Annotated in this window: 24 protein-coding genes, 1 tRNA gene and 1 pseudogene; 14 read left to right on the top strand and 12 right to left on the bottom strand. The window is 59.5% G+C overall.

Annotated elements, in window-relative coordinates; all coding sequences use genetic code 11:
• Nucleotides 1-35: 35 nt before the first annotated feature.
• Together ACXADQ_RS06755 and ACXADQ_RS06750 are read right to left on the bottom strand one after the other, a co-directional pair.
• Nucleotides 36-1,433 carry an aspartate aminotransferase family protein gene (locus tag ACXADQ_RS06755; RefSeq protein ID WP_475317357.1) on the bottom strand — a complete coding sequence of 466 codons (1,398 nt, stop codon included), beginning with the start codon at nt 1,431-1,433 and terminating at the stop codon, nt 36-38.
• Nucleotides 1,434-1,527: 94 nt separating this feature from the next.
• On the bottom strand, nt 1,528-2,211 hold the full coding sequence (locus ACXADQ_RS06750; RefSeq protein ID WP_475317354.1) for a GntR family transcriptional regulator: 684 nt from the start codon (nt 2,209-2,211) through the stop codon (nt 1,528-1,530).
• A 148-nt stretch (nt 2,212-2,359) separates the two neighbouring features.
• On the opposite strand from ACXADQ_RS06750, the gene ACXADQ_RS06745 reads away from it, so the two are divergent.
• Genes ACXADQ_RS06745 through ACXADQ_RS06725 form a run of 5 tightly spaced genes read left to right on the top strand, consistent with a single transcriptional unit; the run spans nt 2,360 to nt 7,649 of the window.
• Complete coding sequence (locus ACXADQ_RS06745; protein WP_475317347.1) at nt 2,360-3,445, top strand: polyamine ABC transporter substrate-binding protein; 1,086 nt, start codon at nt 2,360-2,362, stop codon at nt 3,443-3,445.
• Nucleotides 3,446-3,501: 56 nt separating this feature from the next.
• A complete protein-coding gene (locus ACXADQ_RS06740; protein WP_475317342.1) occupies nt 3,502-4,629 on the top strand; it encodes an ABC transporter ATP-binding protein in 1,128 nt (375 codons plus the stop codon).
• Between the two features lies 1 nt (nt 4,630).
• Nucleotides 4,631-5,518 (top strand): ABC transporter permease subunit, encoded by an 888-nt coding sequence (locus ACXADQ_RS06735; RefSeq protein ID WP_475317339.1) that lies wholly within the window; start codon nt 4,631-4,633, stop codon nt 5,516-5,518.
• Nucleotides 5,518-6,333: an ABC transporter permease gene (locus tag ACXADQ_RS06730; protein WP_475317334.1), complete on the top strand. Its 816-nt coding sequence runs from the start codon at nt 5,518-5,520 to the stop codon at nt 6,331-6,333. The genes ACXADQ_RS06735 and ACXADQ_RS06730 overlap by 1 nt, the downstream gene beginning before the upstream one ends.
• A complete protein-coding gene (locus ACXADQ_RS06725; protein WP_475317328.1) occupies nt 6,330-7,649 on the top strand; it encodes an NAD(P)/FAD-dependent oxidoreductase in 1,320 nt (439 codons plus the stop codon). Before ACXADQ_RS06730 ends, ACXADQ_RS06725 begins: the two co-directional genes overlap by 4 nt.
• On the opposite strand, the gene ACXADQ_RS06720 is transcribed toward ACXADQ_RS06725, so the two are convergent.
• Entirely contained in the window at nt 7,646-8,569 is a 924-nt protein-coding gene (locus ACXADQ_RS06720) for a DMT family transporter (RefSeq protein ID WP_475317323.1), read from the bottom strand. The two genes, ACXADQ_RS06725 and ACXADQ_RS06720, sit on opposite strands and share 4 nt — an antisense overlap.
• 134 nt (nt 8,570-8,703) lie before the next feature.
• Here ACXADQ_RS06720 and ACXADQ_RS06715 point away from each other — a divergent pair.
• Nucleotides 8,704-10,210 (top strand): annotated as a pseudogene (locus ACXADQ_RS06715) (malonate--CoA ligase).
• A 187-nt stretch (nt 10,211-10,397) separates the two neighbouring features.
• The gene (locus tag ACXADQ_RS06710) at nt 10,398-10,973 is read left to right on the top strand and encodes an outer membrane protein (protein ID WP_475317319.1); all 576 of its coding nucleotides are present in this window, start codon (nt 10,398-10,400) and stop codon (nt 10,971-10,973) included.
• A gap of 63 nt (nt 10,974-11,036) precedes the next feature.
• Here the strand turns inward: ACXADQ_RS06710 and msrA are convergent, their stop codons facing one another.
• The 6 genes from msrA to ACXADQ_RS06680 all read right to left on the bottom strand — a co-directional run bounded on the left by msrA (nt 11,037) and on the right by ACXADQ_RS06680 (nt 15,259).
• Entirely contained in the window at nt 11,037-11,537 is a 501-nt protein-coding gene (gene msrA / locus ACXADQ_RS06705; RefSeq protein ID WP_475317313.1) for a peptide-methionine (S)-S-oxide reductase MsrA, read from the bottom strand.
• Nucleotides 11,534-11,980, bottom strand: coding sequence for a peptide-methionine (R)-S-oxide reductase MsrB (gene msrB / locus ACXADQ_RS06700; protein WP_475317307.1), 447 nt, complete (start codon nt 11,978-11,980; stop codon nt 11,534-11,536). Before msrB ends, msrA begins: the two co-directional genes overlap by 4 nt.
• A gap of 67 nt (nt 11,981-12,047) precedes the next feature.
• The gene (gene queG / locus ACXADQ_RS06695; RefSeq protein ID WP_475317303.1) at nt 12,048-13,079 is read right to left on the bottom strand and encodes a tRNA epoxyqueuosine(34) reductase QueG; all 1,032 of its coding nucleotides are present in this window, start codon (nt 13,077-13,079) and stop codon (nt 12,048-12,050) included.
• Between the two features lie 72 nt (nt 13,080-13,151).
• Nucleotides 13,152-13,817: an FtsZ-binding protein FzlA gene (gene fzlA, locus ACXADQ_RS06690; RefSeq protein WP_475317300.1), complete on the bottom strand. Its 666-nt coding sequence runs from the start codon at nt 13,815-13,817 to the stop codon at nt 13,152-13,154.
• A 58-nt stretch (nt 13,818-13,875) separates the two neighbouring features.
• Nucleotides 13,876-14,637, bottom strand: coding sequence for a monofunctional biosynthetic peptidoglycan transglycosylase (gene mtgA, locus ACXADQ_RS06685; RefSeq protein ID WP_475317296.1), 762 nt, complete (start codon nt 14,635-14,637; stop codon nt 13,876-13,878).
• 94 nt (nt 14,638-14,731) lie between these two features.
• Nucleotides 14,732-15,259, bottom strand: coding sequence for a winged helix-turn-helix transcriptional regulator (locus ACXADQ_RS06680; RefSeq protein WP_475317293.1), 528 nt, complete (start codon nt 15,257-15,259; stop codon nt 14,732-14,734).
• A gap of 51 nt (nt 15,260-15,310) precedes the next feature.
• On the opposite strand from ACXADQ_RS06680, the gene ACXADQ_RS06675 reads away from it, so the two are divergent.
• Nucleotides 15,311-15,685, top strand: a complete 375-nt coding sequence (locus ACXADQ_RS06675; protein ID WP_475317290.1) for a VOC family protein — start codon at nt 15,311-15,313, stop codon at nt 15,683-15,685.
• Between the two features lie 58 nt (nt 15,686-15,743).
• On the opposite strand, the gene gltB is transcribed toward ACXADQ_RS06675, so the two are convergent.
• Nucleotides 15,744-20,282 carry a glutamate synthase large subunit gene (gltB, locus tag ACXADQ_RS06670; protein WP_475317287.1) on the bottom strand — a complete coding sequence of 1,513 codons (4,539 nt, stop codon included), beginning with the start codon at nt 20,280-20,282 and terminating at the stop codon, nt 15,744-15,746.
• A gap of 118 nt (nt 20,283-20,400) precedes the next feature.
• Complete coding sequence (locus tag ACXADQ_RS06665; RefSeq protein WP_475317284.1) at nt 20,401-21,834, bottom strand: NAD(P)-dependent oxidoreductase; 1,434 nt, start codon at nt 21,832-21,834, stop codon at nt 20,401-20,403.
• A gap of 224 nt (nt 21,835-22,058) precedes the next feature.
• Here ACXADQ_RS06665 and ACXADQ_RS06660 point away from each other — a divergent pair, with 224 nt between their 5' ends.
• The gene (locus tag ACXADQ_RS06660; RefSeq protein WP_475317279.1) at nt 22,059-22,862 is read left to right on the top strand and encodes an undecaprenyl-diphosphate phosphatase; all 804 of its coding nucleotides are present in this window, start codon (nt 22,059-22,061) and stop codon (nt 22,860-22,862) included.
• Nucleotides 22,863-22,906: 44 nt separating this feature from the next.
• Here ACXADQ_RS06660 and ACXADQ_RS06655 read toward each other — a convergent pair whose 3' ends face one another.
• Nucleotides 22,907-23,884 (bottom strand): complex I NDUFA9 subunit family protein, encoded by a 978-nt coding sequence (locus ACXADQ_RS06655; protein WP_475317274.1) that lies wholly within the window; start codon nt 23,882-23,884, stop codon nt 22,907-22,909.
• A 142-nt stretch (nt 23,885-24,026) separates the two neighbouring features.
• Here ACXADQ_RS06655 and ACXADQ_RS06650 point away from each other — a divergent pair.
• From ACXADQ_RS06650 to lptB, 5 genes are all read left to right on the top strand, one after another.
• Nucleotides 24,027-24,113 (top strand) — tRNA-Leu (locus ACXADQ_RS06650).
• 22 nt (nt 24,114-24,135) lie between these two features.
• Entirely contained in the window at nt 24,136-24,747 is a 612-nt protein-coding gene (locus ACXADQ_RS06645) for a ribonuclease D (RefSeq protein WP_475317270.1), read from the top strand.
• Nucleotides 24,748-24,782: 35 nt separating this feature from the next.
• Nucleotides 24,783-25,388 carry an LPS export ABC transporter periplasmic protein LptC gene (gene lptC / locus ACXADQ_RS06640; RefSeq protein WP_475317264.1) on the top strand — a complete coding sequence of 202 codons (606 nt, stop codon included), beginning with the start codon at nt 24,783-24,785 and terminating at the stop codon, nt 25,386-25,388.
• Nucleotides 25,389-25,398: 10 nt separating this feature from the next.
• Entirely contained in the window at nt 25,399-25,875 is a 477-nt protein-coding gene (lptA, locus tag ACXADQ_RS06635) for a lipopolysaccharide transport periplasmic protein LptA (protein ID WP_475317258.1), read from the top strand.
• 2 nt (nt 25,876-25,877) lie between these two features.
• Complete coding sequence (gene lptB / locus ACXADQ_RS06630; protein ID WP_475317252.1) at nt 25,878-26,636, top strand: LPS export ABC transporter ATP-binding protein; 759 nt, start codon at nt 25,878-25,880, stop codon at nt 26,634-26,636.
• Nucleotides 26,637-26,791 lie beyond the last annotated feature (155 nt).

Genomic DNA, 26,791 nt, shown 5'->3' with positions numbered 1-26,791 from the left:
CCCTGCGCTGGCGCGGGGAAATCCCGCTCTGCCGCCTAATTCGCAGCCTCCCACAGACCCTCATCTTTAACGCGAACCATCCCCTCGTCAAGCGACTTAACCGCGCGCTCGATTAAAGTGTCGACTTCGTCACGAGAGATCACCAAAGGCGGGCTGATGATCATACGGTCGCCGACGTGACGCATCACCAGATTATTGGCGAAGCAGCGCTCGCGACAGATAAAGCCCACAGTCCCTGCATCCGATGCAAAGGCAGCACGGCTTTCCTTGTGCGGGGTCAGAGCGATTGAGCCCATCATGCCGTCAATTTTGGCCTCGCCTACCATGGGGTGATCCACCAAGGCTTCCCATTTTTCCTTCAGATAGGGCGCAATATCGTCGCGCACGTATTCGACGATCTTCTCTTCTTGCATGATGTTCAGGTTTTCCAGCGCCACCGCAGCGGCCACGGGATGCGCATTGTAGGTATAGCCGTGGTTAAACTCGCAATTGCCGATCACCTCGGCCACTTCGTCGCTAACGATGGACCCGCCGATTGGTTGGTACCCCGAGCTCAGCCCCTTGGCGACGGTCATAATATCCGGCGTCCAGCCCACGGTTTCACTGCCGAACCAATTGCCCGTCCGACCAAAACCACAGATAACCTCGTCCGCGATCAGCAGGATTTCGTACTTGTCGCAGATGCGTTTGATCTCGGGCCAATAGGTCGCCGGAGGGACGATCACCCCGCCAGCGCCCTGGATCGGCTCGGCGATAAAGGCGGCAACGTTATCTTCGCCCAGATCCTGGATCGCTTGTTCCAGCTGTTGTGCGCGCTCCAACCCGAAGTCTTCGGGCGAGGTATCCCCACCCTCGGACCACCAGTTGGGTTGATCAATGTGATAGATATCGGGGATCGGCAGCCCACCTTGCGCATGCATTCCGGTCATTCCGCCCAAAGACGCGGCCCCCACGGTCGAGCCATGATAGGCGTTTTTGCGGCTGATGACGGTTTTCTTGGTAGGCTTGCCCTTTTGCGCCCAATACGTCCGCACCATCCGCAGGTTGGTGTCGTTCGCCTCGGACCCTGATCCGGCATAGAAGACATGGTTCAGATCCCCGGGCGCCAGCTCGGCCAGTTTCTGACTAAGCGCAATCGCGGGCACGTGGGTCGTCATGAAAAAGGTGTTGTAATATGGCAGTTCCGACATTTGACGGGCGGCCACCTCGGCCAGGCGTTCGCGGCCATAGCCGATATTCACGCACCACAAGCCCGCCATCGCGTCCAGGATTTGATTACCCTCGCTATCATGGATCCACGACCCATTCGCACGGGTGATGACACGCGCGCCTTTCTCGGCCAGTTCCGACTGGGTCGAAAAGGGATGCATATGATGAGCCGCGTCCAGCGCCTGAAGCTCTTCGGTGGGCAGGTGGTTGGTGATCATGTTCATTTCTGACCTCATAGAACAGGACAAAACTAGGCGCCCGAAGGGATCGATGCGCGTTTTGACCAGAATATGATCAAATTATCAATTGTCAATCGAATCAGCTCGCCGTCAGCAGATCGCGAACTTGCTCCATCCCTTGCAGCATATCCTCGCGACAGGCGCGCGCTGCGCCTTCGGCATCGCGGGTGCGCATACAGGCCAACAGGTCCTTGTGCCTGTCGGGCAAATTCTGCGTTCCGACCCGCCCACAGACAACACGCAAGGACGGTCCGAATCGCAGCCACAGTCCCTCGGCCATAGCCGCCAGTATCGGAGCATCAGCCAATTCATAAATTTTCGCGTGGAACCGATAGTTATTTTCCAGATACCCCTGAAGATCCCCCTTGGCGATGGCGGCATCCAGATCATCATCCAGCTGGGTCAGTTCGGCCAGGTCTTCGGGCTTGGCGCGCTCGGTAGCACGCAATCCCAGATGAGACTCAAGCCACTGACGCGCATACGTAATTTCCGCAATATTCTCGGCCGTCAACAGCGGGACGATCACCCGACGATTGCCCTGGAATTCCAATGCGCCCTCGGCGGTCAGGCGGCGGATGGCCTCGCGCACGGGGGTCATACCTGCATCCAATCGGTCCGTGAGGCCCTGAATGGTGACGGGCTGACCCGGCGCGATTTCACCAAACAAGATCTGTTCGCGTAACTTGCGATAAATCACCTCGTGCGCCGGAAGGCGGGCCTTACCTGTTTCTTTCCCGGTCACTTTCTGGGCGCTTCCGTCCATTCTGCCTCATTTCCCCGCAGTCAACTAAATCCAATTCTTGCGAGTTTACTGGACCCGTGAAAACATTTCCATATTGCCTTGATTGGAAACTTTTGATCAAATTAAGATCAACGGGAAGTTAATCCCGAAACCCATGGGGAGATATGCAATGGTGAAACGTTTTCTGACCATGACAGCCGTAGCTGCACTGTGTGCCGGTACCGCTGTCGCTGACGAAGTCCGGGTCTATAACTGGTCCGACTATATCGACGAAGGTCTTCTGACCAAGTTCGAGGAAGAAACTGGTATCAAGCTGATCTACGACGTGTTCGACAGCAACGAGGTGCTGGAAACCAAGCTGCTGGCGGGTGGCTCGGGCTACGACGTCGTGGTGCCGACCGGTTCGTTCCTGCAACGCCAGATACAGGCGGGTGTGTTCCAGAAACTGGACACCAGCAAGCTGCCCAATATTGGCAACCTGTGGGACACGATCCAGGATCGCACCGCGCGGTTTGACCCCGACAACGCCTACTCGATCAACTATATGTGGGGCACCACCGGGATCGGCGTGAATGTCGGCAAGGTCAAAGAGGTTCTGGGCGAAGACGCTCCGATCGACTCGCTGGCGCTGGTGTTTGACCCGGCCAATATGGAAAAGCTAAGCGCTTGTGGCGTGCATTTCCTGGACGCGCCCGATGAAATGGTCCCCGCTGCGCTGACCTATCTGGGGGAAGATCCCAACAGCCACGACAAGGCCGTCATCGGCAAGGTCGAAGCGCTGTTCGCGGGCGTGCGCCCCTATGTGCAGAAGTTCCACAGCTCGGAATACATCAACGCGCTGGCCAATGGCGACATTTGCGTGGCCGTGGGTTGGTCGGGTGACATCCTGCAAGCACGCGACCGTGCCGACGAGGCCGAAAACGGCGTTGAAATCGCCTATAACGCCCCGTCCGAAGGCGCCCTGATGTGGTTTGACCAGATGGCCATTCCCGCGGACGCTCCCAACCCCGAGGCAGCGCATACCTTCCTGAACTTCATTCTGGATGCCAACAACATGGCAACGGCGTCGAACTATGTCTACTACGCCAACGGCAACAAGGCCTCGCAAGAGTTCCTGGAGGAAGACGTGATCGGTGATCCGGCGATCTATCCCAGCGCCGAGGCCATGGCGAACACCTATATCAAGGGTCCCTACCCGCAGAAGGTCCAACGCATCGTGACCCGCCTGTGGACCAAGATCAAATCGGGCACCTAAAATACCTGTATCGGCCCGCGCCTCGTTTGCGCGGGCCGTCTTTTGTGGGGATTGAAATGACTGAAACTGAATTTGCTCCTTGGAATGACCCGACAGAAACGCCTCTGATTCAGTTCAAAGGCGTGACCAAACGGTTTGGTGACTTCACCGCCATCGATAACCTGACCCAGGATATCTATGAGCGCGAGTTCTTCGCCCTTCTGGGGCCGTCTGGCTGTGGCAAAACCACGATGATGCGGATGCTGGCAGGTTTTGAAACCCCGACCGAGGGGCAGATCATCATTGCCGGGCAAGACATGGCCCAAGTGCCGCCCAATGATCGGGCGGTGAACATGATGTTCCAATCCTACGCGCTGTTCCCGCATCTTTCGATCTGGGAGAATATTGCCTTCGGCCTGAAGCGGCAGAAAATGCCCAAGGATCAGATTTCCGAACGGGTCGAAGAGATGCTGCGCCTGACCCGCCTGTCCAAATTTGCCAAGCGCAAACCGCACCAAATCTCGGGCGGGCAACGTCAGCGGGTGGCCTTGGCACGATCCCTGGCGCGAGCACCAAAACTGCTGTTGCTTGACGAACCCCTGGGCGCGCTGGACCGCAAACTGCGCGAAGAAACCCAGTTCGAACTGATGGACATCCAGGAAAAGACCGGCACCACCTTTGTGATCGTCACCCACGACCAAGAAGAGGCCATGACCGTGGCCAGCCGCGTCGCCGTGATGGACGAAGGCCGCATCATGCAGGTCGCCACCCCTGCAAATATCTATGAAGAGCCAAACTCGGTCTATGTGGCTGATTTCATTGGGGATGTGAACATTATTCAAGGCACGGCCAGCCAATCTGGCCCGGATGGCTATGATATCAAATGGCACGCCGATCAGGCCCCTATCCATGCCCAGACCAGCCGCGCGCTGACGGATGGCCAAACCACATTCGTGGCCATTCGCCCCGAGAAAATCAACATCTCGGCGGACAAGCCCGAAGGTGCCGCAAATGCCGTCAAGGGCAAGATCATCGACATCGGGTATCTGGGCAATATCTCGACCTATCACGTTGAAATCCCCGGCGGTCTGATGGTCAAGGCACAAGCCACGAACACGCGCCGCCTGTCGCGTCGCGGCTTTACCTGGGAAGACGAGGTCTGGCTGAGCTGGACGCTGACCGCTGGCTCGGTATTGGAGCAATAAGATGCGGCGCCTGTTCCTGATCTCTGTCCCGTATCTATGGCTGCTGGCGCTATTCCTGATCCCCTTTGTGATCGTGCTGAAAATCGCGCTTAGCGACGCAGCTTTGGCCATTCCTCCGTATATGCCGACGCTGGACCTGTCCGGCGGATGGGCGGCAATCAAGGGCTTCTTCAGCCAGCTGGATCTGGAAAACTTCGTGTGGCTGACCGAGGATGACCTGTATTGGAAGGCCTACCTGTCCAGCCTGCAAATCGCGCTGGTGTCCACGCTGCTGACGTTGCTGGTGGGCTATCCCATTGCTTATGGCATGGCGATGGCGCCGGATGAATGGCGGCCCACGCTGATGATGCTGGTAATCCTGCCATTCTGGACCAGCTGTCTGATCCGTGTCTATTCCTGGATGGGCATCCTGTCGAACGAGGGCTTTTTGAACCAGTTCCTGATGTGGACCGGGCTGATCTCGGAGCCGCTGACCATCCTGAACACAAATTCGGCCGTCTATATCGGCATCGTTTATACCTATCTGCCCTTCATGATCCTGCCCATCTATGCCGCGCTGGAAAAGCTGGACGGATCCCTGCTGGAGGCCGCCGAGGATCTGGGATGTTCGCGCATGTCGGCCTTTTGGCTGGTGACGATCCCTCTGTCCAAAAGCGGTATCATCGCGGGCTGTTTCCTGGTGTTCATCCCCACGATTGGCGAGTTCGTGATCCCCTCGTTGCTAGGCGGGTCGGGCACGCTGATGATCGGCAAAGTGCTGTGGGAAGAGTTCTTTAGCAACCGCGACTGGCCCGTCGCCAGCGCCGTGGCTGTGGTGCTGCTGTTGATCCTGATCATTCCCATCATCCTGTTCCAGCGCAACGAGCAAAAAGAGAGGGAGAAGGGCTGATGAGACGTTTCACCTGGTTCAATGCCACCTCTTTGACGCTTGGCTTTGTGTTCTTGTACCTGCCGATGGTCATCCTGGTGATCTACAGCTTCAATGCCAGCAAACTGGTGACGGTTTGGGCGGGTTTCAGTACCAAATGGTATGGCGAGCTGTTGCAGAATGACGCCTTCCTCGAGGCCGCATGGGTCACAGTGCAAGTCGCTGTTGCCAGTTCGACCATCGCGACGGTTCTGGGCACCATGGCGGCCTATGTTCTGGTGCGGGCGGGGCGGTTTTACGGGCGGACTTTGTTTTCCGGCATGATCTATGCGCCGCTGGTGATGCCCGAGGTGATCACCGGCCTGTCGCTGCTGCTGTTGTTCATTGGGATCGGGCTGGATCGCGGGATTTTCACCATCATCCTGGCGCATACGACGTTTTCCATGTGCTATGTGTCGGTGGTCGTGTCCTCGCGGCTGGTCAGTTTCGACAAATCCCTGGAAGAGGCCGCGCTGGATCTGGGCTGCACGCCGCTGGAATCCTTCCGGCTGGTGACACTGCCGATCATCGCGCCGGCCGTAATCTCGGGCTGGTTGCTGGCCTTTACCCTGTCGCTGGATGATCTGGTGATCGCGTCGTTCACCGCCGGTCCGTCGGCCACGACCTTGCCGATCAAAATCTTCTCGGCCGTTCGATTGGGCGTCAGCCCCGAGATCAACGCCCTGTCGACCATCATGATTGGGATCGTTGCGGTGGGGGTCATCACGGCCTCGTTGGTGACCAAGCGCGCCGCTGTCCGGGCCAAACAAGAAGAGCAATCCGCCGCGCAGCCATGACCCGAATCCTGTCCGATTTCGCCTATGGCGACGGGCCAGTGCAGGCCTGTTTCTGGGGGCCGTCAACGATCTCGGCCAGCAAGGCCCAGGGCGACATTCATGCGCAGGTGGCCATCGTGGGGGCGGGCTTTACCGGCCTGTCTGCCGCTCTTCATCTGGCCCAGAACGGCGTGGATGTTGTGGTGCTGGACGCGCAATCCCCCGGTTGGGGGGCCTCGGGGCGCAATGGCGGGTTCTGCTGTTTAGGGGGCACCGCGCTGCCTGAACACCTGCTGGCCAAGCGCTATGGCGAAGACGGCGAACGCCACTGGTACGCAACCGAGGTTGCCGCGATCCATCTGGTCCGCGAATTATTGGCCACGCACAACATTCAGGCCGACACCCATTCCCAGGGTGAAACGATCCTGGCGCACTCTGCCCGCGCGATGAAAGCCTTGCGCAAGGAAAAGCCCCAGGCCGATGCTGTCTATGGTGCAACGTCGACCCTGCACGAGGCCGAAGAGCTGCCCGCCCTGGGAATGAAGGGCGCGTATTTTGGTGCGCTGACCCTGCCGCATGGCTTTGGCCTGAACCCGCGCAAATTTGCAGATGGGCTGGCAGAGGCGGCGATGGCGGCAGGGGCCCGGCTTCATGCGCTTAGCCCCGTGCGGTCGGTGTCGCGTCAGAATGGCAGTTTTACCCTGACAACCCCGGCCGCTCGGATCCGCGCGGACAAGGTGATTTTTGCCACCAATGGTTATTCTTCCGAGGACGTCCCCCCGTGGATGCGCGGGCGGTTCCTGCCGTTGCAGTCGAACGTGCTGGTCACACGTCCGCTGACCCCGGACGAGATCGCAAATGGGTGGAGCAGCCCCCAGATGGCCTATACCCATCAGACCTTGCTGCATTACTTCCGGCTTATGCCGACTGGGCAGTTCCTGTTCGGGATGCGAGGAGGACTGTTTTCCGGCCCAAAAGCGTTCAAATCGCTGCAACACCGCACCCGCGACCAGTTTGAACGCGCCTTTCCCTTCTGGAAACATGTGGAGACGCCCCACAGCTGGAATGGAGCCTTGGCTTTTGCCAGCGATCTGACACCCTATGTGGGCCCTGTGCCGGAAATGCCCGGGGCTTTTGCAGCCTTTGCCTATCACGGCAACGGCGTGGCCATGGCAACCCATTCGGGCGCGATCCTTGCCCGGTTGGCCGTGGAACAGGATGCGGGCGATCACTACCCGCAACTGATGCAGGATGTTCCCAAAAGATTTCCCTTGGGGCGCTACCGAAGGATGCTGATGGCCCCCGCCTATGTCGCAGCGGCGCTTAGCGGGCGCTAGCCCTGTGGCGTCATGCCGGATCGTGCCTTAGAGCGCTTCAGCCCCAGCACCTGTTCGCGCCAGATGATGACCACCCCAGCGATGATCACGATTCCGGCCCCGAGCAGCATTTGCACGGTGGGCACCTCGTCAAAGATGAAGAACCCGATCACCAGCGCGAACAACATCGAGGCATAGTCAAACGGCGCCACGACCGAGGCTCCGGCGAAACGATAGGCAGAGGTCAGCAGTATCTGCCCCACGCCTCCGATCAGACCGGCGGCAACCAGCAGCGCCGCTTCGGTTGCGCTGGGAATGACCCAGCCAAAGGGCAATGTCAGCAAGGCCAGCCCCGAGGAGGTCAGCGAAAAGTAGAACACGATGGCGGATGTTTGTTCGGTTTGTACCAGCTTGCGAATATAGATCTGCGCCAACGCCATGCACACCGCCGCCATAAGCGCGACCATGGTGCCGATGGCTTGGGTCATCTCGACCACGTCCGCAGACAGTAATGTCAGGCGCGGAGCCATAATGATGACAACCCCCACCAGCCCCAACCCAACCGAAGCCAGACGGAATACCCCGACAGGTTCGCCCAGGAACATCGCGGCGAAAATCACGATCAACAGCGGGGCCGCGAAACCGATCGCTGTGACCTCGGGCAAGGGCAAAAGGCCGAGGCTGGCAAAGAACAACCCCATCGCGGCGGTGCCAATGAAGCCCCGCCAGAAATGCGACATCTTGGATTCTACCGTGAGCCCGGTTTTCAGATCACCCCGAACGGCCAGCCAGCCCAGAATGATCGGCACCGCGAAAATCGACCGGAAAAACACCGCCTGCCCAGGAGGCACGTGCTCGGATGTGGCCTTGATCAACGAGGCCATCGTGATGAACATCAGGACCGAGCACAGTTTCAGTGCGATACCAGTTAGCGGCTGCATGGGATTTCCTTCGCATGTTAACCGAATGCTGCACCCATAGACGGCAAAGGTCAATGCGGGCAAGCCCCTTGAACTTGGCGAAATCCATGCGAAAACAGTGTCGCTTGGCATGTTGATCACAGAAAGGCCCGTCCATGTACCGCTCGAACTATCTTGTCAGCCGTTTGTCCCATGCCGCAGACAGCACTCCGGACAAGGTATTCGCCACCCGCCCGGGGCAAAGCGATGTGACCTATGCACAGCTGTTCCAGGGCGCCCAGCAATTGGCGCAAAAACTGCAAGCACTGGGATTGGAGCCCGGTGATCGCGTGGCCGTGCAGGTGGAAAAAACGCTGGAGGCCGTGCAGCTGTATTTGGGCACCGTGCTGGCGGGCGGAATATTCCTGCCGCTGAACACCGCCTATACGGGCCCCGAGGTCGCCTATTTCATCAACGACGCCACCCCGCGCGTTCTGGTCTGCGATCCTGCACGCCTGAACGAGCTTTCGCCGCTGGCAGGGGACGCCGCGGTGCTGACGCTTGATAAGGATGGCTTGGGGACGTTGACCGCCGACTTGCCCGCGCTGGACCCTGCGTTCGAACCCGCCCCGCGCGGTGCCGATGATCTGGCCGCGATCCTCTATACCTCGGGCACCACGGGCCGGTCCAAAGGCGCGATGCTGAGCCACAAGAACCTTGCCTCGAATTCAGAACTCTCTGCGGCAGCTGTGGCGCTTTACCCCCGATGACGTGCTGATCCACGCGCTGCCGATTTTCCACACCCATGGCCTGTTCGTGGCGACCAACGTGGCGCTCTTGTCCGGGGCCTCGGTCGTGTTCCTGCCGAAATTCGACGCGCAAGCCATTCTGGACGCCATGCCCACCGCCACCAGCCTGATGGGAGTGCCCACCTTCTATACCCGTTTGCTGGATGACCCGCGCCTGACGCCCGAACATGCCCGGAATATGCGCCTGTTCATCTCGGGCTCGGCGCCGTTGCTGGTGGACACACATGAACAGTGGGAACAGCGCACCGGTCACCGCATTCTAGAACGCTATGGGATGACGGAAACGAACATGTCCACCTCGAACCCTTATGATGCTGAACGGCGCGCGGGCACCGTGGGATTCCCCCTGCCCGGCGTCGAGTTGCGCATCATGGACGAGGGCCAAGAGGTCGCCCAAGGCGATATCGGCGTGATCGAGGTACGCGGCGACAACGTGTTCCAGGGCTACTGGCAGATGCCTGAAAAAACGGCCGAAGAGCTGCGCCCCGACGGCTGGTTCATCACCGGCGATCTGGCCACGCAAGACAGCGAGGGTTACGTCACCATCGTCGGCCGCGCCAAGGATCTGATCATAACGGGTGGCTTCAACGTTTATCCCAAAGAGCTGGAAAGCCTGATCGACGACATCCCCGGCGTGCTGGAAAGCGCTGTGATCGGGGTGCCGCATCGGGACTTTGGCGAGGCCGTGGTGGCGGTTGTCGTCCCATCAGACCCCGCGCTGACCATTGACCAGATCGAGGCCACCACCAGTACCCAGCTGGCCAAGTTCAAACAGCCTAAACAGACCCTGTTCCTGCCTGAACTGCCTCGAAACACCATGGGAAAGGTCCAAAAGAAGGCCCTGCGCGAGGAATATGCCGGGTTGTTTGCCTGACCTCGCGATGATGTGATTTTAAACCTCTTGGATCGGCCAGTCTTTGCCGCGCTTCCCTAGCGTGATCAGCCAGGCTTTGCCGACATTTCCGCCCCCTGATGCACCGCTGCGACGGAACCCTTATGTGGCCCGTTACAGAAATGACGGCCCGCGCGGTGCGGTGCCGGAGGCAGAAGGAAAACACATCATGAGCATCAAAACTGTCCTGTTGGGCGCGGCCGGCGCGTCGCTGATTGCAGCCCCTGTATTGGCGGGTTCGCCCGAACCCGCCCCGACCGAGCCGGTGATCAACGCGCCCGTCGTGGTGCCCGTCGGCAATGACTGGACCGGTGGCTATATCGGTGGTCAACTGGGCTGGGGTGACCTGAACGCTGGTGGCTCGGGCAATGACGTGATCGGTGGCCTGACCATGGGGTATGACCACGATTTCGGGGATTGGGTGCTGGGCGCCGGGATCGACCATGACTTTGCCGACATCACGGCGGGCGGCAACACGCTGGAGAACATGACTCGCCTGAAACTGCGCGCCGGTTACGACATGGGGGCCGGTCTGGCTTATGTCACCACGGGTGCGGCACGCGCCGATATCGACACGCTGGGCACGGACGAAGGCTATTTCGCGGGGGTTGGGTATGAGCATATGCTGACCGACACGATCTCGGTCGGCGGTGAAGTCCTGTACCACGATTTCGGCAACTTCAACGGGTCGGGTACCAATGTGGACGCGACCACCGCTCAGCTGCGCGCGACCTTCCGGTTCTAAACACAAAAGGGCGCCCGGAATTCTGGGCGCCCTTGTCTATATCAGTCTCTATTCCAGCTGAACTCAGCGTTTTGGCAGAACCCAATCGGCGCGCGGGAAATGGCAGGTATAGCCATGCGGGATCCGTTGCAGATAGTCCTGATGTTCAGGCTCCGCGTCCCAGAAATCGCCCACAGGTTCCACCTCGGTCACCACTTTTCCGGGCCACAACCCGCTGGCCTCGACGTCCTTGATCGTGTCGATGGCGCAGGCTTTTTGCGCCTCGTCAACGTAATAGATCGCGGACCGATACGACATCCCCAGATCATTTCCCTGCCGGTTCAGCGTGGTCGGGTCGTGGATCTGGAAAAAGAACTCCAACAGCGCCCGATAGGACGTTTTTGCGGGGTCAAAGATGATCTCGATCCCCTCGGCATGGGTGCCATGATTGCGGTAAGTCGCGTTCGGCACATCCCCACCGGTATAGCCCACACGAGTGCGCAACACACCGGGCAGATGCCGGATCAGCTCTTGCATCCCCCAGAAACATCCGCCTGCCAGAACGGCACGTTCTTCCGCCATCATACGTCCTCCACCTGATCCAGATAGGCGCCATAGCCCTCGGCCTCCATGTCGTCGCGATGGACGAACCGCAGGCTGGCCGAGTTGATACAATAGCGCAGCCCGCCGCGATCCGGGGGCCCGTCAGGAAACACATGGCCCAGATGGCTATCGCCATGGGTCGAGCGTACCTCGGTCCGGATCATGCCATGTGTGGTGTCGCGCAGCTCGGCAATATGCGCGGGCTCAATCGGCTTGGTGAAACTGGGCCAACCACAACCGGATTCGTATTTGTCCCCCGAGGCAAATAGCGGCTCGCCACTGACAATATCCACGTAAATTCCAGGGGCCTTGTTCCCCAGCAACGCGCCGGTGCCTGGCCGCTCGGTTCCGTTTTCCTGAGTCACCCAGTGCTGTTCGGGCGACAAAGCCGCGATCACGTCCGGGTTCCGCTCGTATTTTGGCATGGTGTCCTCCGTCTTGTTCACGCGTATTAGATGGCATCTTTGACAAAATAGGAAAGAGCCGCGCCGCTCATCTTTGCGTGTCCAATTGTGTCAGGGCCCAACGCGCGGCGTCTGCCACGGTTGGATCCGGGTCCGCGCACAAGGCCTGCGCCACCTCGCGCAGGCGATCAGACCCGGAATTCCCAATCGCATACAATACATTGCGGACAAACCGATCCCGACCGATCCGCTTGATCGGAGACCCGCTGAAAAAGGCGCGGAACCCAGCATCGTCCAATTTCGCCAGTTCGGCCAAATCCGGGGCCAGCAATTCGGGCCGCGCCCGGTAACGGATCTCGCGCGCTTCAACCGCGAATTTGTTCCATGGACATGCAGCCAGACAATCATCGCAGCCATAAATGCGATTTCCCAGCAAGCCGCGCAACTCTTCTTCGACCGGGCCGTGATGTTCGATGGTCAGATAGGAAATGCAGCGCCGCGCATCCAATTGATAGGGCGCGGGAAACGCGTTGGTCGGGCAGATGTCCTGGCACGCTGTACAGGACCCGCAATGATCGGCTTCGGGCGCATCCACCGGTAAATCCAGCGTGGTAAAGATCGAGCCGATGAAAAACCAGCTGCCCAGATCGCGGCTGACCAGATTGGTGTGTTTGCCCTGCCAGCCCAAACCCGCAGCCTGGCCCAAAGGCTTTTCGGCCACAGGTGCTGTATCCACAAACACCTTCAATTCGCCCCCCGCCTGCGCAGTCAGCCACCGAGCCAGACGCTTCAGACGCTTCTTCACCAGATCATGATAGTCACGGTTTTGCGCATAGACCGAAATGGCCGCCTGCTCTGGCTGTTCCAGAGTGGTCAGAGGATCATGTTCAGGCGTATAGCTTTCGGCCAGAACAATAACTGATCTGGCCTCGGGCCACAGCGCCGCAGGATTCCCCCGCCATTCGATCCGGCGCTCCATCCAATCCATTTGCCCGTGATGGCCAGCCTCCAGGAAAGCCCCCAAACGCGCGGGCACCCGCGGAATGCTGTCCGGGCGGCACACGCGGCACAGATCAAAGCCCTCTGACAGGGCCTGCTGAACCAGGGCCTCTTTCAGCACGGCCCCGCCCCCCACAGCTTTGCCTCGGCACACCGGGAAAAGATGGCCAAGGGCTGCTGCGCCGGCGCGGGATCAGAAATCCAGATCAGCATAATGTGCAGGCTGCGGAAACCCGGCGATCTGATCCGCTAGAATTGACCGAAACGCCGGGCGAGATTTGATCTTGGCGTACCAATCCTTGACCACCTCGTGCCGGTTCCAATCCACGTCGCTGATGTAATCCAATGACGACAGATGCGCGGCGGCCGCGAAATCGGCCAAGGTCATCACATCCCCGGCCAGCCAACGCCGCTGATCCAGCAGCCAGGCCATATAGTCCAGATGATATTTGATCGCTTTGGCCCCCGATTTGACATTCCCGCTGTCGGGAAAGCCGCGGCTCATCACCTTTTTGTTCACCCGTTCGTACAGCAATTTCGAGGTGACCTCGTTGTGAAACTTGTCGTCAAACCAGCTGACCAGGCGGCGCACCTCGTATCGACCTTCGGCATCGCGCGGCATCAGTGAGGGATCGGGGTACTTCTCCTCCAGGTACTCGCAGATCGCGCTGCTTTCCGACATCATCATGCCATCGATGCGCAGAACCGGGACCTTGCCCGCCGGGTTACGACGCAGGAAATCGGGGTCTTGTTCCCAATAGCGTTCGTCATGCAATTCGACCTCGATCCGCTTCTCGGCAAGGCTTAGGCGGACTTTGCGACAGAAGGGGGACAGGGGGAAATGGTACAGCTTCGCCATGAATTGTCGTCCGAATACGTGGGGGTTCTTTCCTCAATGCCTGCTTGGCGAGGGATTTTCAATCCTCGAAACAATGCGCACGGCCATCCGCCTTGATCGTGGCGGCCCCGTCCAGAATGCGGGCACTGCGCGACAGGCCCAGATCCCCCGGTTTGCTGGCAGACCGGGGTTTGGGCGCGGGCAATACCATGGCCAGTCGGGCGGCCTGCACCGCGCTCAGCTCGTCCGGTCCCACCCCGAAATAGTGCCGCGCGGCGGGTTCGACGCCAAACACACCTTCGTCAAACTCGGCCAGGTTCAGATAGACCTCAAGGATGCGTTCCTTGGACCAGACCAGTTCAACCATGGGGGTCATCAGCGCCTCGATGGCTTTGCGCAGCCAGCTGCGCCCGTGCCAGAGAAAGGCGTTTTTCACCACTTGCTGAGTCAGGGTCGAGGCTCCGCGTGCGCCGCCATCCTCGATCGCGGCACGGATCGCTGCGATGTCAAACCCGCTGTGCTGACAAAAATTCGCGTCCTCGGCCGCAACGACGGATCGTTTCAACACCGGCGCGATTTCATCCATCTCGGCCCATTGGCGATCAACCCCGCCAAGCCGTTGAGATTCCTGCCAGATATAGACCGTCAGCGGTGGATTCACGACGGAATAGACAACGACCCACAGGAACAAGAGCACCAGAAAACTGATAAATCCCCGCCCGCACCAACGCAGGAACCGCAATGTTGGGCGCACCGGCAGGACCTCGCGCTCGGGCACGGGTTTGCGCGCGGGTTTGCGCGCCGGAGCCTTCTTGGCTGGGGGTTTCTTCGTCTTGGCCACGGCCCAGCTATAGGCGTCAGGCGCGGCGCTGAAAAGGGATTTGCTTGGCCAGGCCCGCAAAAGCGAAAATGTGCGCGTGCTCTGGTGGTCTTGGCTAAACCGACACCAATCTCTGGGCCGCATCCCCGATGACGCTGCCTTGGTTGATCGCGCAATAGATCGGTTTGGGCGGGCGCGCCTGCACGTCGACGGTTCTGGCGACCCAATCCACGGCCTCCAACCGTTTGAGCGACTGCGAAAGCGCGCGATCCGTGATACCAGGCAGTGCGCGGCGCACCGAGCTGAATTGCGCAGGCTGGCTTAGGCAGGTCAGGATCGGAACCGACCAGTTTTTGCGCACCAATGCGGGGGCCACAGGGTCGCCGGCATCCAGAATCCGACGCGCCATCGGGGCGGCCCGTCGGCCTGTCTGCGTCAACCGGTATTCAGGTCGCAAAGGGTGACCATGACCCGGATTGCGCTCTAGAACGCCGATCTCCAACAGGTGATGCAGGCTTTGCGCAAAGGCCGTCCGCCCCGCCCCGCTGGCCTTCATCAACGGAGCCTGTCGCGCCGGAACGCCATCATGCAAGGCGCCCAGAATCGGCAGGCACCAAGCACGAGACGTGATATTGACAACCAAACTAATGTCCATAATGTATAGTTAGTATATTTTATATGGATAGGAAAGCCGATGCCTCTTGTTGATCTGGAAAATACCATCACGCTTGCGCTCTCGGTCAGCGATCGCCACGCCAGCGCCGCCTGGTACACGCAAACCCTGGGGTTTGAACTGCTGTATCATGCGGACGAGGCTGGCTGGTCCGAGCTCAGCACCCTGACCCCCGGCGTCACCATCGGCTTGGGCGAGCAAGCCGCGCCAGCACCGGGCAACTCGGTGCCCGTGTTCGGAATTCAGGATTTGGACGCGGCCCGCGCCAAGATGGAGGCCTCAGGCATCAAATTCGACGGCGAGACCGTGACCGAGGAAGGCATGGTCAAAATCGCCACCTTCTTTGATCCGGATGGGAATGCGCTGATGCTGGCGCAGGATCTGACAGGGGCCTAGCCCTGAACGCAAAAGGCCGAGGTTTTCACCCCGGCCTTTCGTGTCAATTTCAATCAGGTCACTCGGCCGGAACGGCGGTTTCCTCGACGCTCAGCGGGTGCGGGATATGCACCAGCATCTCTTTGGGGCAGACCTGCATAAAGTTGCCCTTCTCGATGTCCCAGTGCTGCAGGATATCCGCGGCCTTGCGGCTGCCGGTTTCCGCAGCGTGGCGTTCGATCAGGCCTTTCAGCTCGGCTTCCCAATAGTCTACGGTCACGGGGCAGGTCACCAGCGTTTCCATGTTCATCATGTCCGCTGCTTCGCCGTTCGGGTCGTACAGATAGGCCATACCGCCCGTCATACCGGCCCCGAAGTTGGCCCCGATCGAGCCCAGGATCACCGCGATACCACCGGTCATGTATTCACAACCGTTGGAGCCACAGCCCTCGATCACCACCTTGGCGCCCGAGTTACGGACAGCGAAACGCTCGCCCGCGCGACCGGCTGCAAACAGGTAGCCATCAGTCGCACCGTACAGAACCGTGTTGCCGATGATCGTGTTGTCATCTGCCACCAGCGGCGAGTGCATCGGCGGACGCACCACCACGGTGCCGCCCGACAGACCCTTGCCGACATAGTCGTTGGCATCACCCGACACCTCGATCTTCAGACCGGGGGCCGCGAACGCACCCAGCGACTGACCCGCCGAACCGGTCAGTTTAACGGTCAGGTGATCAGGCTGCAGCGCGTTGCGCATGCCGAAGTTCTGGACGATATGCGAGGACGTGCGAGTGCCAACGGTGCGGTGCGTGTTCTGCACGGCATAGGACAGCTGCATTTTCTCGCCATCTTCCAGGAACCGGTGCGCATCTCGCACGATTTCGGCGTCCAGCGTATCGGGCACAGCGTTACGATCCTTGTAGCGGTCGTAAACGATGTCCTTGGCTCCATCCACAGTCAGCAGCAGCGGGTTCAGGTCCAGATCGTCCAGGTGCGCGTTGCCACGGCTGACCTGGCTCAGCAGGTCGGCACGGCCGATCACCTCGTCCAGCGAACGGGCCCCAATCGAGGCCAGGATCTCGCGCACTTCCTGCGCGTAGAAGGTGATCAAGTTGACCACCTTGTCCGCCGTACCGGTGAACTTGGCGCGCAGGTCGTCATCTTGCGTACACACGCCGACCGGGCAGGTGTTCGACTGGCACTGACGCACCATGATACAGCCCATCGCGATCAGAGCGGCGGTGCCGATGCCGTATTCCTCGGCGCCCATCATGGCGGCCATAACGATGTCGCGGCCCGTGCGCAAACCACCATCGGTCCGCAGGGTCACACGGTCGCGCAGCTTGTTCATCGCCAAAACCTGGTGCGCTTCGGTCAGGCCCATTTCCCAGGGCAGACCGGCGAACTTGATCGAGGTCGCGGGCGACGCACCCGTCCCCCCGTTGTGGCCCGAGATCAGGATGATATCCGCCTCGGCCTTGGCCACACCGGCCGCGATCGTGCCAACGCCCGAGGACGCCACCAGCTTCACCGTCACTTTACAGCGCGGGTTGATCTGTTTCAGGTCATAGATCAGCTGCGCCAGATCCTCGATCGAGTAGATATCGTGGTGCGGCGGCGGCGAGATCAGCGTCACACCCTTGGTCGAGTGGCGCAGCTTGGCGATCAGGTCAGTGACCTTCATGCCGGGCAGCTGTCCGCCCTCGCCGGGTTTCGCACCCTGGGCGACTTTGATCTCCAGCTCTTCACAATGCAGCAGGTATTCGGCGGTCACACCGAAACGACCCGAGGCCACCTGCTTGATCTTCGCGCTGGCGTTATCGCCATTGGGTTCGGGGGTGAAATCATCGGGGCTTTCGCCGCCTTCACCCGAATCCGACTTGGCGCCGATGCGGTTCATCGCGATGGACAGCGTCCGGTGCGATTCCGGGCTAAGCGCACCCAAAGACATGCCAGGCGTCACGAAACGCTTGCGGATTGCGGTGATGCTTTCGACCTCTTCAATCGGCACCGGGTTGCCCAGCGGTTTGATTGCCAGCAGGTCACGCAGATGGATCGGCGGCATCGACTGCATCTTGGCCGAGTACTGTTTCCACAGCTCGAACGAGGCACGGTTACACGCCTGCTGCATCAGGTGCATGGATTGAGCTTCCCACGCGTGGGTTTCACCCGATTTCCGCGCTTTGTAGAAGCCACCAATCGGCAGCACGTCGCGGCCACCCAGCCAACCTTTGGCGTGGACCTCTTCGACCTTTTTCTGGATGCCGTGCACACCGATGCCGGAAATGCGGCTGGTCATGCCGGGGAAGTATTCGGCACACATGGCACGGCTCAGACCCACAGCTTCGAAGTTCAGACCACCGCGATAGGACGAGATCACCGAGATCCCCATCTTGGCCATGATCTTCAGCAGACCTTGGTCAATCGAGTCGCGATACCGGCGCACGTTTTCCGTCAGCGTGCCGTCCAGCAGGCCACGTTCGATACGCTCGGCCAGGCTGTCTTCGGCCAGATAGGCGTTTACCACGGTCGCACCACAGCCGATCAGCACCGCAAAGTAATGCGGGTCGATACATTCGGCCGAGCGCACGTTCAGCGAGCAGAAAGTCCGCAGACCTTTGTTGGTCAGGTGCGAGTGCACGGCGCTGGTGGCCAGGATCATCGGCATGCCGACTTTTTCTTCGCCCTGATGTTCGTCGGTCAGCACGATGTGACCAGCACCCGAGCGCACAGCGTCCTCGGCCTCGGCGCGGATACGCTCCAGGCCGACATGCAGCGCTTCTTCGTCAGCGCCCGCAGGGAAGGTACAGTCGATGGTCACCAGATCGGCGTTGAACTGACGGGTCAGCTCGTCGAACTGAGCGTTGCCGACAAAGGGGCTTTCCAGAACCAGGATCTCGGTCTGGGCGCTGCTTTCGTCCAGCACGTTCTTCAGGTTGCCGAAGCGCGTTTTCAGGCTCATCACGCGGTATTCACGCAACGAGTTGATCGGCGGGTTGGTCACCTGGCTGAAGTTCTGACGGAAGAAATGGCTGAGCGGGCGATACTTGTTCGACAGCACGGCCGACGGGGTGTCGTCCCCCATCGAGGCCAGCAATTCTTTGCCATCCTCGGCCATCGGAGCCAGGATTTGTTCCAGCTCTTCAATGGTATAGCCAGCGGCGATCTGACGACGGCGCAGCTCGGCACCGGTGAACACGGGCTGTTCGGTCAAGCCGGACAGGGCCTCGTCCAGATCGTTGATCTTGCCGACCCATTCACCAAACGGCTGGCTGGCGGCCAGCTTATTCTTGATCTCTTCGTCGTGGTACAGCTTGCCTTCGGCCATATCGACCGCCAACAGCTGACCCGGGCCCAGCGCGCCTTTTTCCACCACGGTGGATTCGTCGGTCGGGACCATGCCCACCTCGGACCCGGCGATCAACAGGCCGTCACCCGTCACAACATAGCGCATCGGGCGCAGACCGTTGCGGTCCAGACCACCGCAAACCCAGCGACCGTCGGTCATGGCCAGGGCGGCGGGGCCATCCCAAGGTTCCATCACGCTGTTGCAATAGGAATACATATCGCGCCACGCTTGGGGCAGCTCGACCGCCTGCTTGGACCAGGATTCCGGCACCAGCATGGTTTTCGCCATCGGCGCGTTGCGGCCGGCACGAACCAGAACCTCGAACACCGCGTCCAGCGCCGCCGAGTCGGACGAGCCCGATGGGATGATCGGCTTGATATCTTCTGCCAGATCACCGAATGCGCCCGAGGCCATGCGGATCTCGTGGCTCTTCATCCAGTTGACGTTACCCTTCAGCGTGTTGATCTCGCCGTTATGGGCCAGCATGCGGAACGGCTGAGCCAGCCACCACTGCGGGAACGTATTGGTCGAGTACCGCTGGTGATAGATCGCGAAGGCCGATTCAAACCGGTCGTCCAGCAGATCGGGATAGAATTCGGCGACCTGCTCGGCCAGCATCATGCCCTTGTAGATGATCGAGCGGCAGGACAGCGAACAGATATACAGCTGGCCAACACCGGCGGCAGCAGCCGATTTTTCGATGCGGCGACGGATCACGTACAGCTCGCGCTCGAAGGCTTCTTCGTCAATGTCTTTGCCGTTCGAGATCAGGATTTGTTCGATCTCGGGGCGGGTCGCATTGGCCTTTTCACCCAGGCAGGACACGTCCACAGGCACGTGACGCCAGCCATAGATCGTGTGGCCCATGCGCAGAACTTCGGTTTCGACGATGGTCCGGCATTTTTCCTGGGCGCCAAAATCGGTGCGCGGCAGGAATACCTGCCCCACAGCCATCAGGCTGTTGGGATCGGGCTCGTGTCCGGTGCGCTTGATCTGGTCATAGAAGAACGGCACGGGGATCTGCACGTGGATGCCTGCGCCATCACCGGTTTTGCCATCCGCGTCAACGGCGCCACGGTGCCAGATGGCCTTGAGCGCGGTGATGCCGCTATCGACAACCTGACGGCTGGGTTTGCCATCCAGGCTGACCACCAGGCCTACACCACACGAGGAATGCTCTTCCTCGAACGAATAGAGACCGTTTTCGGCCATGTACTGGCGCTTGGCTTCTTCGGCGGCGACCCAGTTTTCGTCGTAGACAGTCATTGTCTTCTCCTTCTCGCGGACCTGACACTCCTCGCATGGCGGGTCGGTTGGTCAGGTCGTATCCTTGCCCGTTTTTTTTGGGCTGGGGTAATTCCTTAGGGGCGTGCGGCCCCGAAACTCATTCGGCAGCGACGGCTTTAGCGTCGTTCAGATAGTCCAGAACCGCATCGGCGCAGTCACGGCCATCCTTGATCGCCCAAACCACCAGGCTGGCACCGCGCACGATGTCACCCACCGCGAACACGCCGTCCAGGCTGGTCTGACCGGTCTTGAAATCGGCCTTCACGGTGCCCCAACGGGTCACTTCCAGACCGTCAACACCCCAGAGTTTCGGCAGATCCTCGGGTTCGAAACCCAGCGCCTTGATCACGATGTCGGCGTCTTCGACATAATCCGCACCTTCGATCACTTCGGGCGACTGACGGCCCGAGGCATCGGGGGCACCCAGACGCATTTTCTGTACCATCACGCCGCTGACAGGATCACCGGCAAAGCCCTTGGGCGCCGCCAGCCAGACGAATTCCACGCCTTCCTCTTCGGCGTTTTGCACTTCGCGTTGCGAGCCGGGCATGTTGGCGCGGTCACGGCGGTACAGACATTTGACGCTTTCAGCACCCTGGCGCACAGCCGTCCGCACACAGTCCATCGCGGTGTCACCACCACCGATCACAACAACCTTTTTACCAGCTGCGTTCAGGGTGCCGTCTTCGTATTCTTCAACGGTATCGCCAAAGGACAATTTGTTGGACACGGTCAGGTAATCAATCGCGCGAACGATCCCATCGGCGCCCGAGCCGGGGCCTTCCAGATCGCGGGTTTTGTAAACGCCGGTGGCGATGATGACCGAGTCATGCTTGCCACGGATCGCGTCAAACGACAGGTCCTCGCCGACATTGCAGTTCATCACGAATTCAACGCCCGACTGCTCCAGCTGGTCGATGCGGCGCATCACGACATCCTTTTCCAGCTTAAAGCCGGGGATACCATAGGTCAGCAACCCGCCCGCGCGGTCATAGCGGTCATAGACAGTAACCTGAACACCGGCACGGCGCAGCATGTCAGCAGCGGCCAAACCACCGGGGCCCGCACCGATGATGCCGACCGACTGGTCACGCTCGGCTGCCGGAGTGATCGGCTGCACCCAACCATTTTCCCAGGCGGTGTCGGTGATGTATTTTTCAACCGAGCCAATGGTCACGGTGCCGTGGCCCGACTGTTCGATCACGCAGTTGCCTTCGCACAGACGGTCCTGCGGGCAGATGCGGCCACAGATTTCCGGGAAAGTGTTGGTGGCCTGGCTGATGCCATAGGCCTCTTCCAGACGGCCCATCGCGGTCATGCGCAGCCAGTCGGGGATGTTGTTGTGCAGCGGGCAATGCGCCTGGCAATAGGGCACACCGCACTGGCTGCAGCGGCTGGATTGCTCTTTCGCCTTTTCATCCGCATATTCGGCATAGATTTCGTTGAAATCCTTGTTACGCTGATCTGCGTCCCGCTTGGACGGCATGTCACGCGAAATGTTTACGAATTTCAGCATCGGTTGCTTAGCCACGGCGCTGCCTTTCTGCTAGATATATCTCGGTCGGAACTCTTTAATTCAGGTCGGCGGGAAATAAAAGTCAATTGTACTGACCTATATTAAGATTTATTGCGGGATTTTTTGGTCGATTTCAAGTTTTTCGCGAAAACTTAGGTCCGATTCGGATATAAATGATCTCTTTATGAATAGTTTCAATAAGTTATAAAGGGCCATCGCAACGCCAACCGCAGAGCACCATGACACTCCTTCACCTGTTCATCATCGCTGTTATTCAGGGCATTACCGAATTTTTGCCCATTTCCTCATCGGGTCACCTGATTCTCTTGCCGAATCTTACGGGGATGCAGGACCAGGGTCAGGTTATCGATGTGGCCGTCCATGTCGGGACATTGGCCGCTGTGGTTCTGTATTTCTGGGCGGATGTCCGGGTGGGCCTGGCCGGAATTCCGCGGATACTGACGGGCCGGATCGACACGCCCGGGGCCAAGCTGGCCTTTTTGCTGATGATCGCCACCATCCCCGTGATCCTGTTCGGGCTGGCGCTGAAGCTGACCGGATTGGATGATCTGATGCGCGGGATCGAGGTGATCGGCTGGACCATGCTTCTGTTCGGCTTGTTGCTGTATTGGGTCGATCAAAAGGGCCCGACTGACCGGTCCGAGGCCGACTGGAACACCTGGGACGCGCTGATCATGGGGCTGTGGCAGGCGGTGGCGCTGATCCCCGGCACGTCACGCTCAGGCATCACGATCACAGCCGCGCGGCAGCTGGGGTATAACCGGCATGACGCCGCCAAACTGGCGATGCTGATGTCGATCCCAACGATCTTTGCCAGTGGCGCCTTGCTGTCGGTCGAGGTGATCGCCGAGGCGGATACTGCACTGGCACTTGATGGGGCCATCGCCGCAGGGTTTGCCTTTGTGGCGGCGTTGCTGGCGCTAAGCCTGATGATGCGGCTGTTGCGCTCGGTCAGTTTCACGCCTTACGTCATCTACCGCGTGATCCTGGGACTTATCCTGCTGACCATCGCCTATACGTAAAAGGGCGCGCCACCGGCACGCCCTTTGAATTCGTCTGCAACTGCTTAGCCGTGGCGCAAATTCTTGGCCGAATCCTTGATCGCCGCATACTGCCCCGACGGGCGGAAGCGCCACAGGTATTCGGGCAGAACCGCCTCCATCGAGGTGGGCTTGATCCCCAGATCGGCCAGGCCTTTGGCACCCTCGGAGACCACATTGTCCACGGCCAGCGATTTAACCTGATCCTTGGTCAGCGCACTTTTGATCAGCCCGCCGGTCAGCTTCTGGCCCAGATCAAAGAAGAACGCCATGATGTTGCCGACAAAGAACGGCAGGTTCACGATCAGCTTGCGGCGCTGAATCACGGTCAGCATGTCGCTCAGCAGCTCGCGGAAGGTTTTTACCTCGGTGCCACCCAGCTCATAGACGCCAGCAGGCGCAGCGCCGGTCGCACCCATCACAGCCGCTTGGGCCACATCATCGACATAGACCGGCTGGAATTTGGTGCCCGCGCCGACGACCGGCAGAACCGGGCCGAACATGCCGGCAAAGCGGTTAAAGAACTGGTCCTCGGTCCCGAAAATGATCGAAGGCCGCAGGATCACGGCGCCGGGGAAGTGTTCCAGAACGGCAGCCTCGCCCGCGGCTTTGGTCTGCGAATATTCGCTTTCCGCGTCGGCATCTGCACCGATGGCCGAGATATGCACCAGGTTGCCGACACCATTTTCGGCAGCGATCCGAGCAATACGGCCAGCGCCTTCGGCCTGAACAGCATCAAAGGTGTTCTTGCCCTGCTGGTTCAGAATACCAACGCAGTTCACCACCGCATCTGCGCCATTCATCACCGTAGCCACGCTGGCATCATCACGGATGTTGCAAAACACGGGCTCGACCTGACCGGGAACACCGTAAGGTTTCACATGCATCGCTTCGTTGGGATGGCGCACGGCCACGCGAACACGCCAGCCATCCTTGGCCAGACGCCGAGCGATGTAGCGGCCGACGAATCCTGCGCCGCCATAAATGGTCACGAGTTTCGACATAAGTAGCTCCGGCTTGAAAATTCTCTTCTGTTCCTACCGCTGCGGGGGGTTTTCCACAAGAAGATATGGCGTCGCAGAAAAAAGTTGAAAAACCTCGTTGACACCACCCGACCCCACCTATAAATCGCCCCTCACGACACCTGCCCAGGTGGCGGAATTGGTAGACGCGCTAGCTTCAGGTGCTAGTGTCCGTATGGACGTGGAGGTTCGAGTCCTCTCCTGGGCACCATTCCCTCCACAGAGGGAATGAGATGACTAACTACCTATACCAAAATGATATTCCGGCTGATCTGGACCTTGGTCCGGTTGTGGCGATTGATTGCGAAACTATGGGCTTGAACCCTCATCGGGATCGTTTGTGCGTGATTCAGATGTCCAGCGGAGACGGAAATGCGCATCTGGTTCAGGTCGCAAAAGGCCAGACCCAAGCGCCGAATCTGTGTGCAATGCTTGAGAATCCAGAGGTTCTGAAGCTGTTCCATTTCGGGCGGTTCGACATCGCCGCGATGTACAACGCCTTTGGCGCGCTGACAGCGCCGGTGTATTGCACCAAGATCGCCAGCAAGCTGGTGCGCACATACACGGATCGGCACGGGCTGAAAAATCTGCTGCAAGAATTGCTGAGCACCGATATTTCGAAACAACAGCAAAGCAGCGACTGGGGCGCCCACAAGCTGACCAAGGCACAGTTGGACTACGCAGCCTCGGACGTCTTGTATCTACACGAGCTAAAGGCCGAGCTGGACCGTATGTTGGAACGCGAAGGTCGCGCCGAGTTCGCGCAGGCGTGTTTTGACTTCTTGCCGACGCGCGCCAAACTGGACCTTGCTGGCTGGCCCGAGGTCGACATTTTCTCGCACTAGGGCCCAGCGACACCACGCTCAGGAGGCGCTGGCGAATGGCGATACACAACTCGTTCTACTCGCGACTGATACGCGGGCTGAAGATCATCCTGCCATTGGCGGCGCTGGTCCTGCTGTCGACGGTTTTCCTGCTGTCACGCGGACGGGATACGGCGAACTCGATTCCCTATGCGCGCATCGACCTGCAAGAACGCATCAAGGAAGGTGTGGTCAATCGTCCGCATTTTTCCGGAGCAACGAAAAACGGCGACTTGATTACCTTTGTCGCCGAGACCGCCAAACCTGACCCGGATGACAATGCCCGCGCCGTGGCAAACAACCTGGCCGCCCGGATTGATCTGGTATCCGGTACACGAATCACATTCGCCGCCGACACGGCCTTGTTGGATTCTGAACTGGGAAACGCCCATTTGACCGGAGGTGTTATCGTCAGCAGCTCGACCGGATATAACATCAAGACCGAAAGCCTGCGCACGTCGTTGCAAGAGATCGCGGCCGAAACCGACGGTCCCGTATCGGGCACTGGTCCGGGGGGTGATATTGACGCTGGAAAAATGATCCTTACGTCAGATAGCGAAACAGGCGACGCCCATTTGCTTTTCACAAACCGGGCAAAGCTGGTATACCAGCCGCAGAATTAGGAACGTTCAGATGTTTATGCTGCGTCACATTGTTTTTTGTTTGCCTTTGATTGCCACGCCTCTTTGGGCCGAAGATGTTGCCTTTGGTTCTGGCCGCGACACCGCAGATCAGCCCGTTCAGGTCGAGGCCGACAGCCTGTCGGTGAACCAGAAAGACGGGAAAGCGACCTTCCTTGGGAATGTCGCGATCTCGCAAGGTGAAATGCTGCTGTCCGCCGACAAGGTTTTCGTCACTTACAACGAGGATGGCGAGGGCATCAAAAGCCTACAAGCCAGCGGCGGGGTGACTTTGGTCAATGGCCCCGACGCAGCCGAAGCCCAGCACGCCGACTATGACATCGACAAGGCCACGGTTGTGTTGACCGGCGGCGTGCTGATGACCCAGGGAACCAACGTGATCTCGGGCGAAAAGGTCACGATCAACCTGGATACCGGCACCGCGCAGGTCGGCGGACGCGTCCGCACGACCCTGGAAACCAAGGAATAACCATGACGCAGCCTGAATTGAACGTGACCGAGGGCAGCTCGGGCCTGCGCGTCACGCATCTGCGCAAAAGCTATAAAAAGCGCGTGGTGATCCGGGATTTCAGCATGGAGCTGAATCGGGGCGAGGTTGTCGCCCTGCTGGGTCCGAATGGGTGCGGGAAATCGACCACATTCTATTCGATTGCCGGGCTGGTCTACCCCGAGGGGGGGCAGGTCACGATTGACGGTCGCGATGTCACCGGCCTGCCGATGTATCGTCGCGCCAAGCTGGGGATCGGCTATCTGCCGCAGGAAATGTCCATTTTCCGCGGTCTGAATGTCGAGGATAACATCACCGCGATTTTGGATATATCCGAGAAGAATTGCCACAAACGCCGCGAGCGTTTGGAAGAGTTACTAAGCGAATTCTCCATCGAACACCTGCGCCGCGCCCCTGCTTTGGCCCTGTCGGGCGGGGAACGACGCCGCGTCGAAATCGCCCGTTGTTTGGCCGCAAACCCCAAGTATCTGCTGCTGGACGAACCCTTTGCTGGCGTTGATCCGATCAGCGTGGGCGACATCCGCCATCTGGTCGCCGATCTGAAAAAACGCGGCATCGGCGTGCTGATCACCGATCACAACGTGCGGGAAACATTGGAAATCGTCGATCGAGCCTACATCCTGCATGACGGCAAGGTGTTGATGTCGGGTACGCCCTCGGATGTTGTGGAAAACGAAAACGTCCGGCGTGTCTACCTTGGGGATAACTTCCGTATTTCGTAAGAATCCTGCGGTTTTCCGCCGAATGCTTCGCAAATATTTTCCCAAGTCCAATTGACACGGACCCTGATCCTGACCTCAAATGGGATCATGACATTTCTGGATTTTGCACCGCTGATGCTTCTGGTCTTCTTGCCAAGACCTGCGCGCGGCCAAGC

This window comes from Thalassovita sp. ABM4_323 (assembly GCF_056158665.1).
Note: the sequence above shows the minus strand (reverse complement) of the source record. Positions and strands in the feature narration are given on the sequence as shown.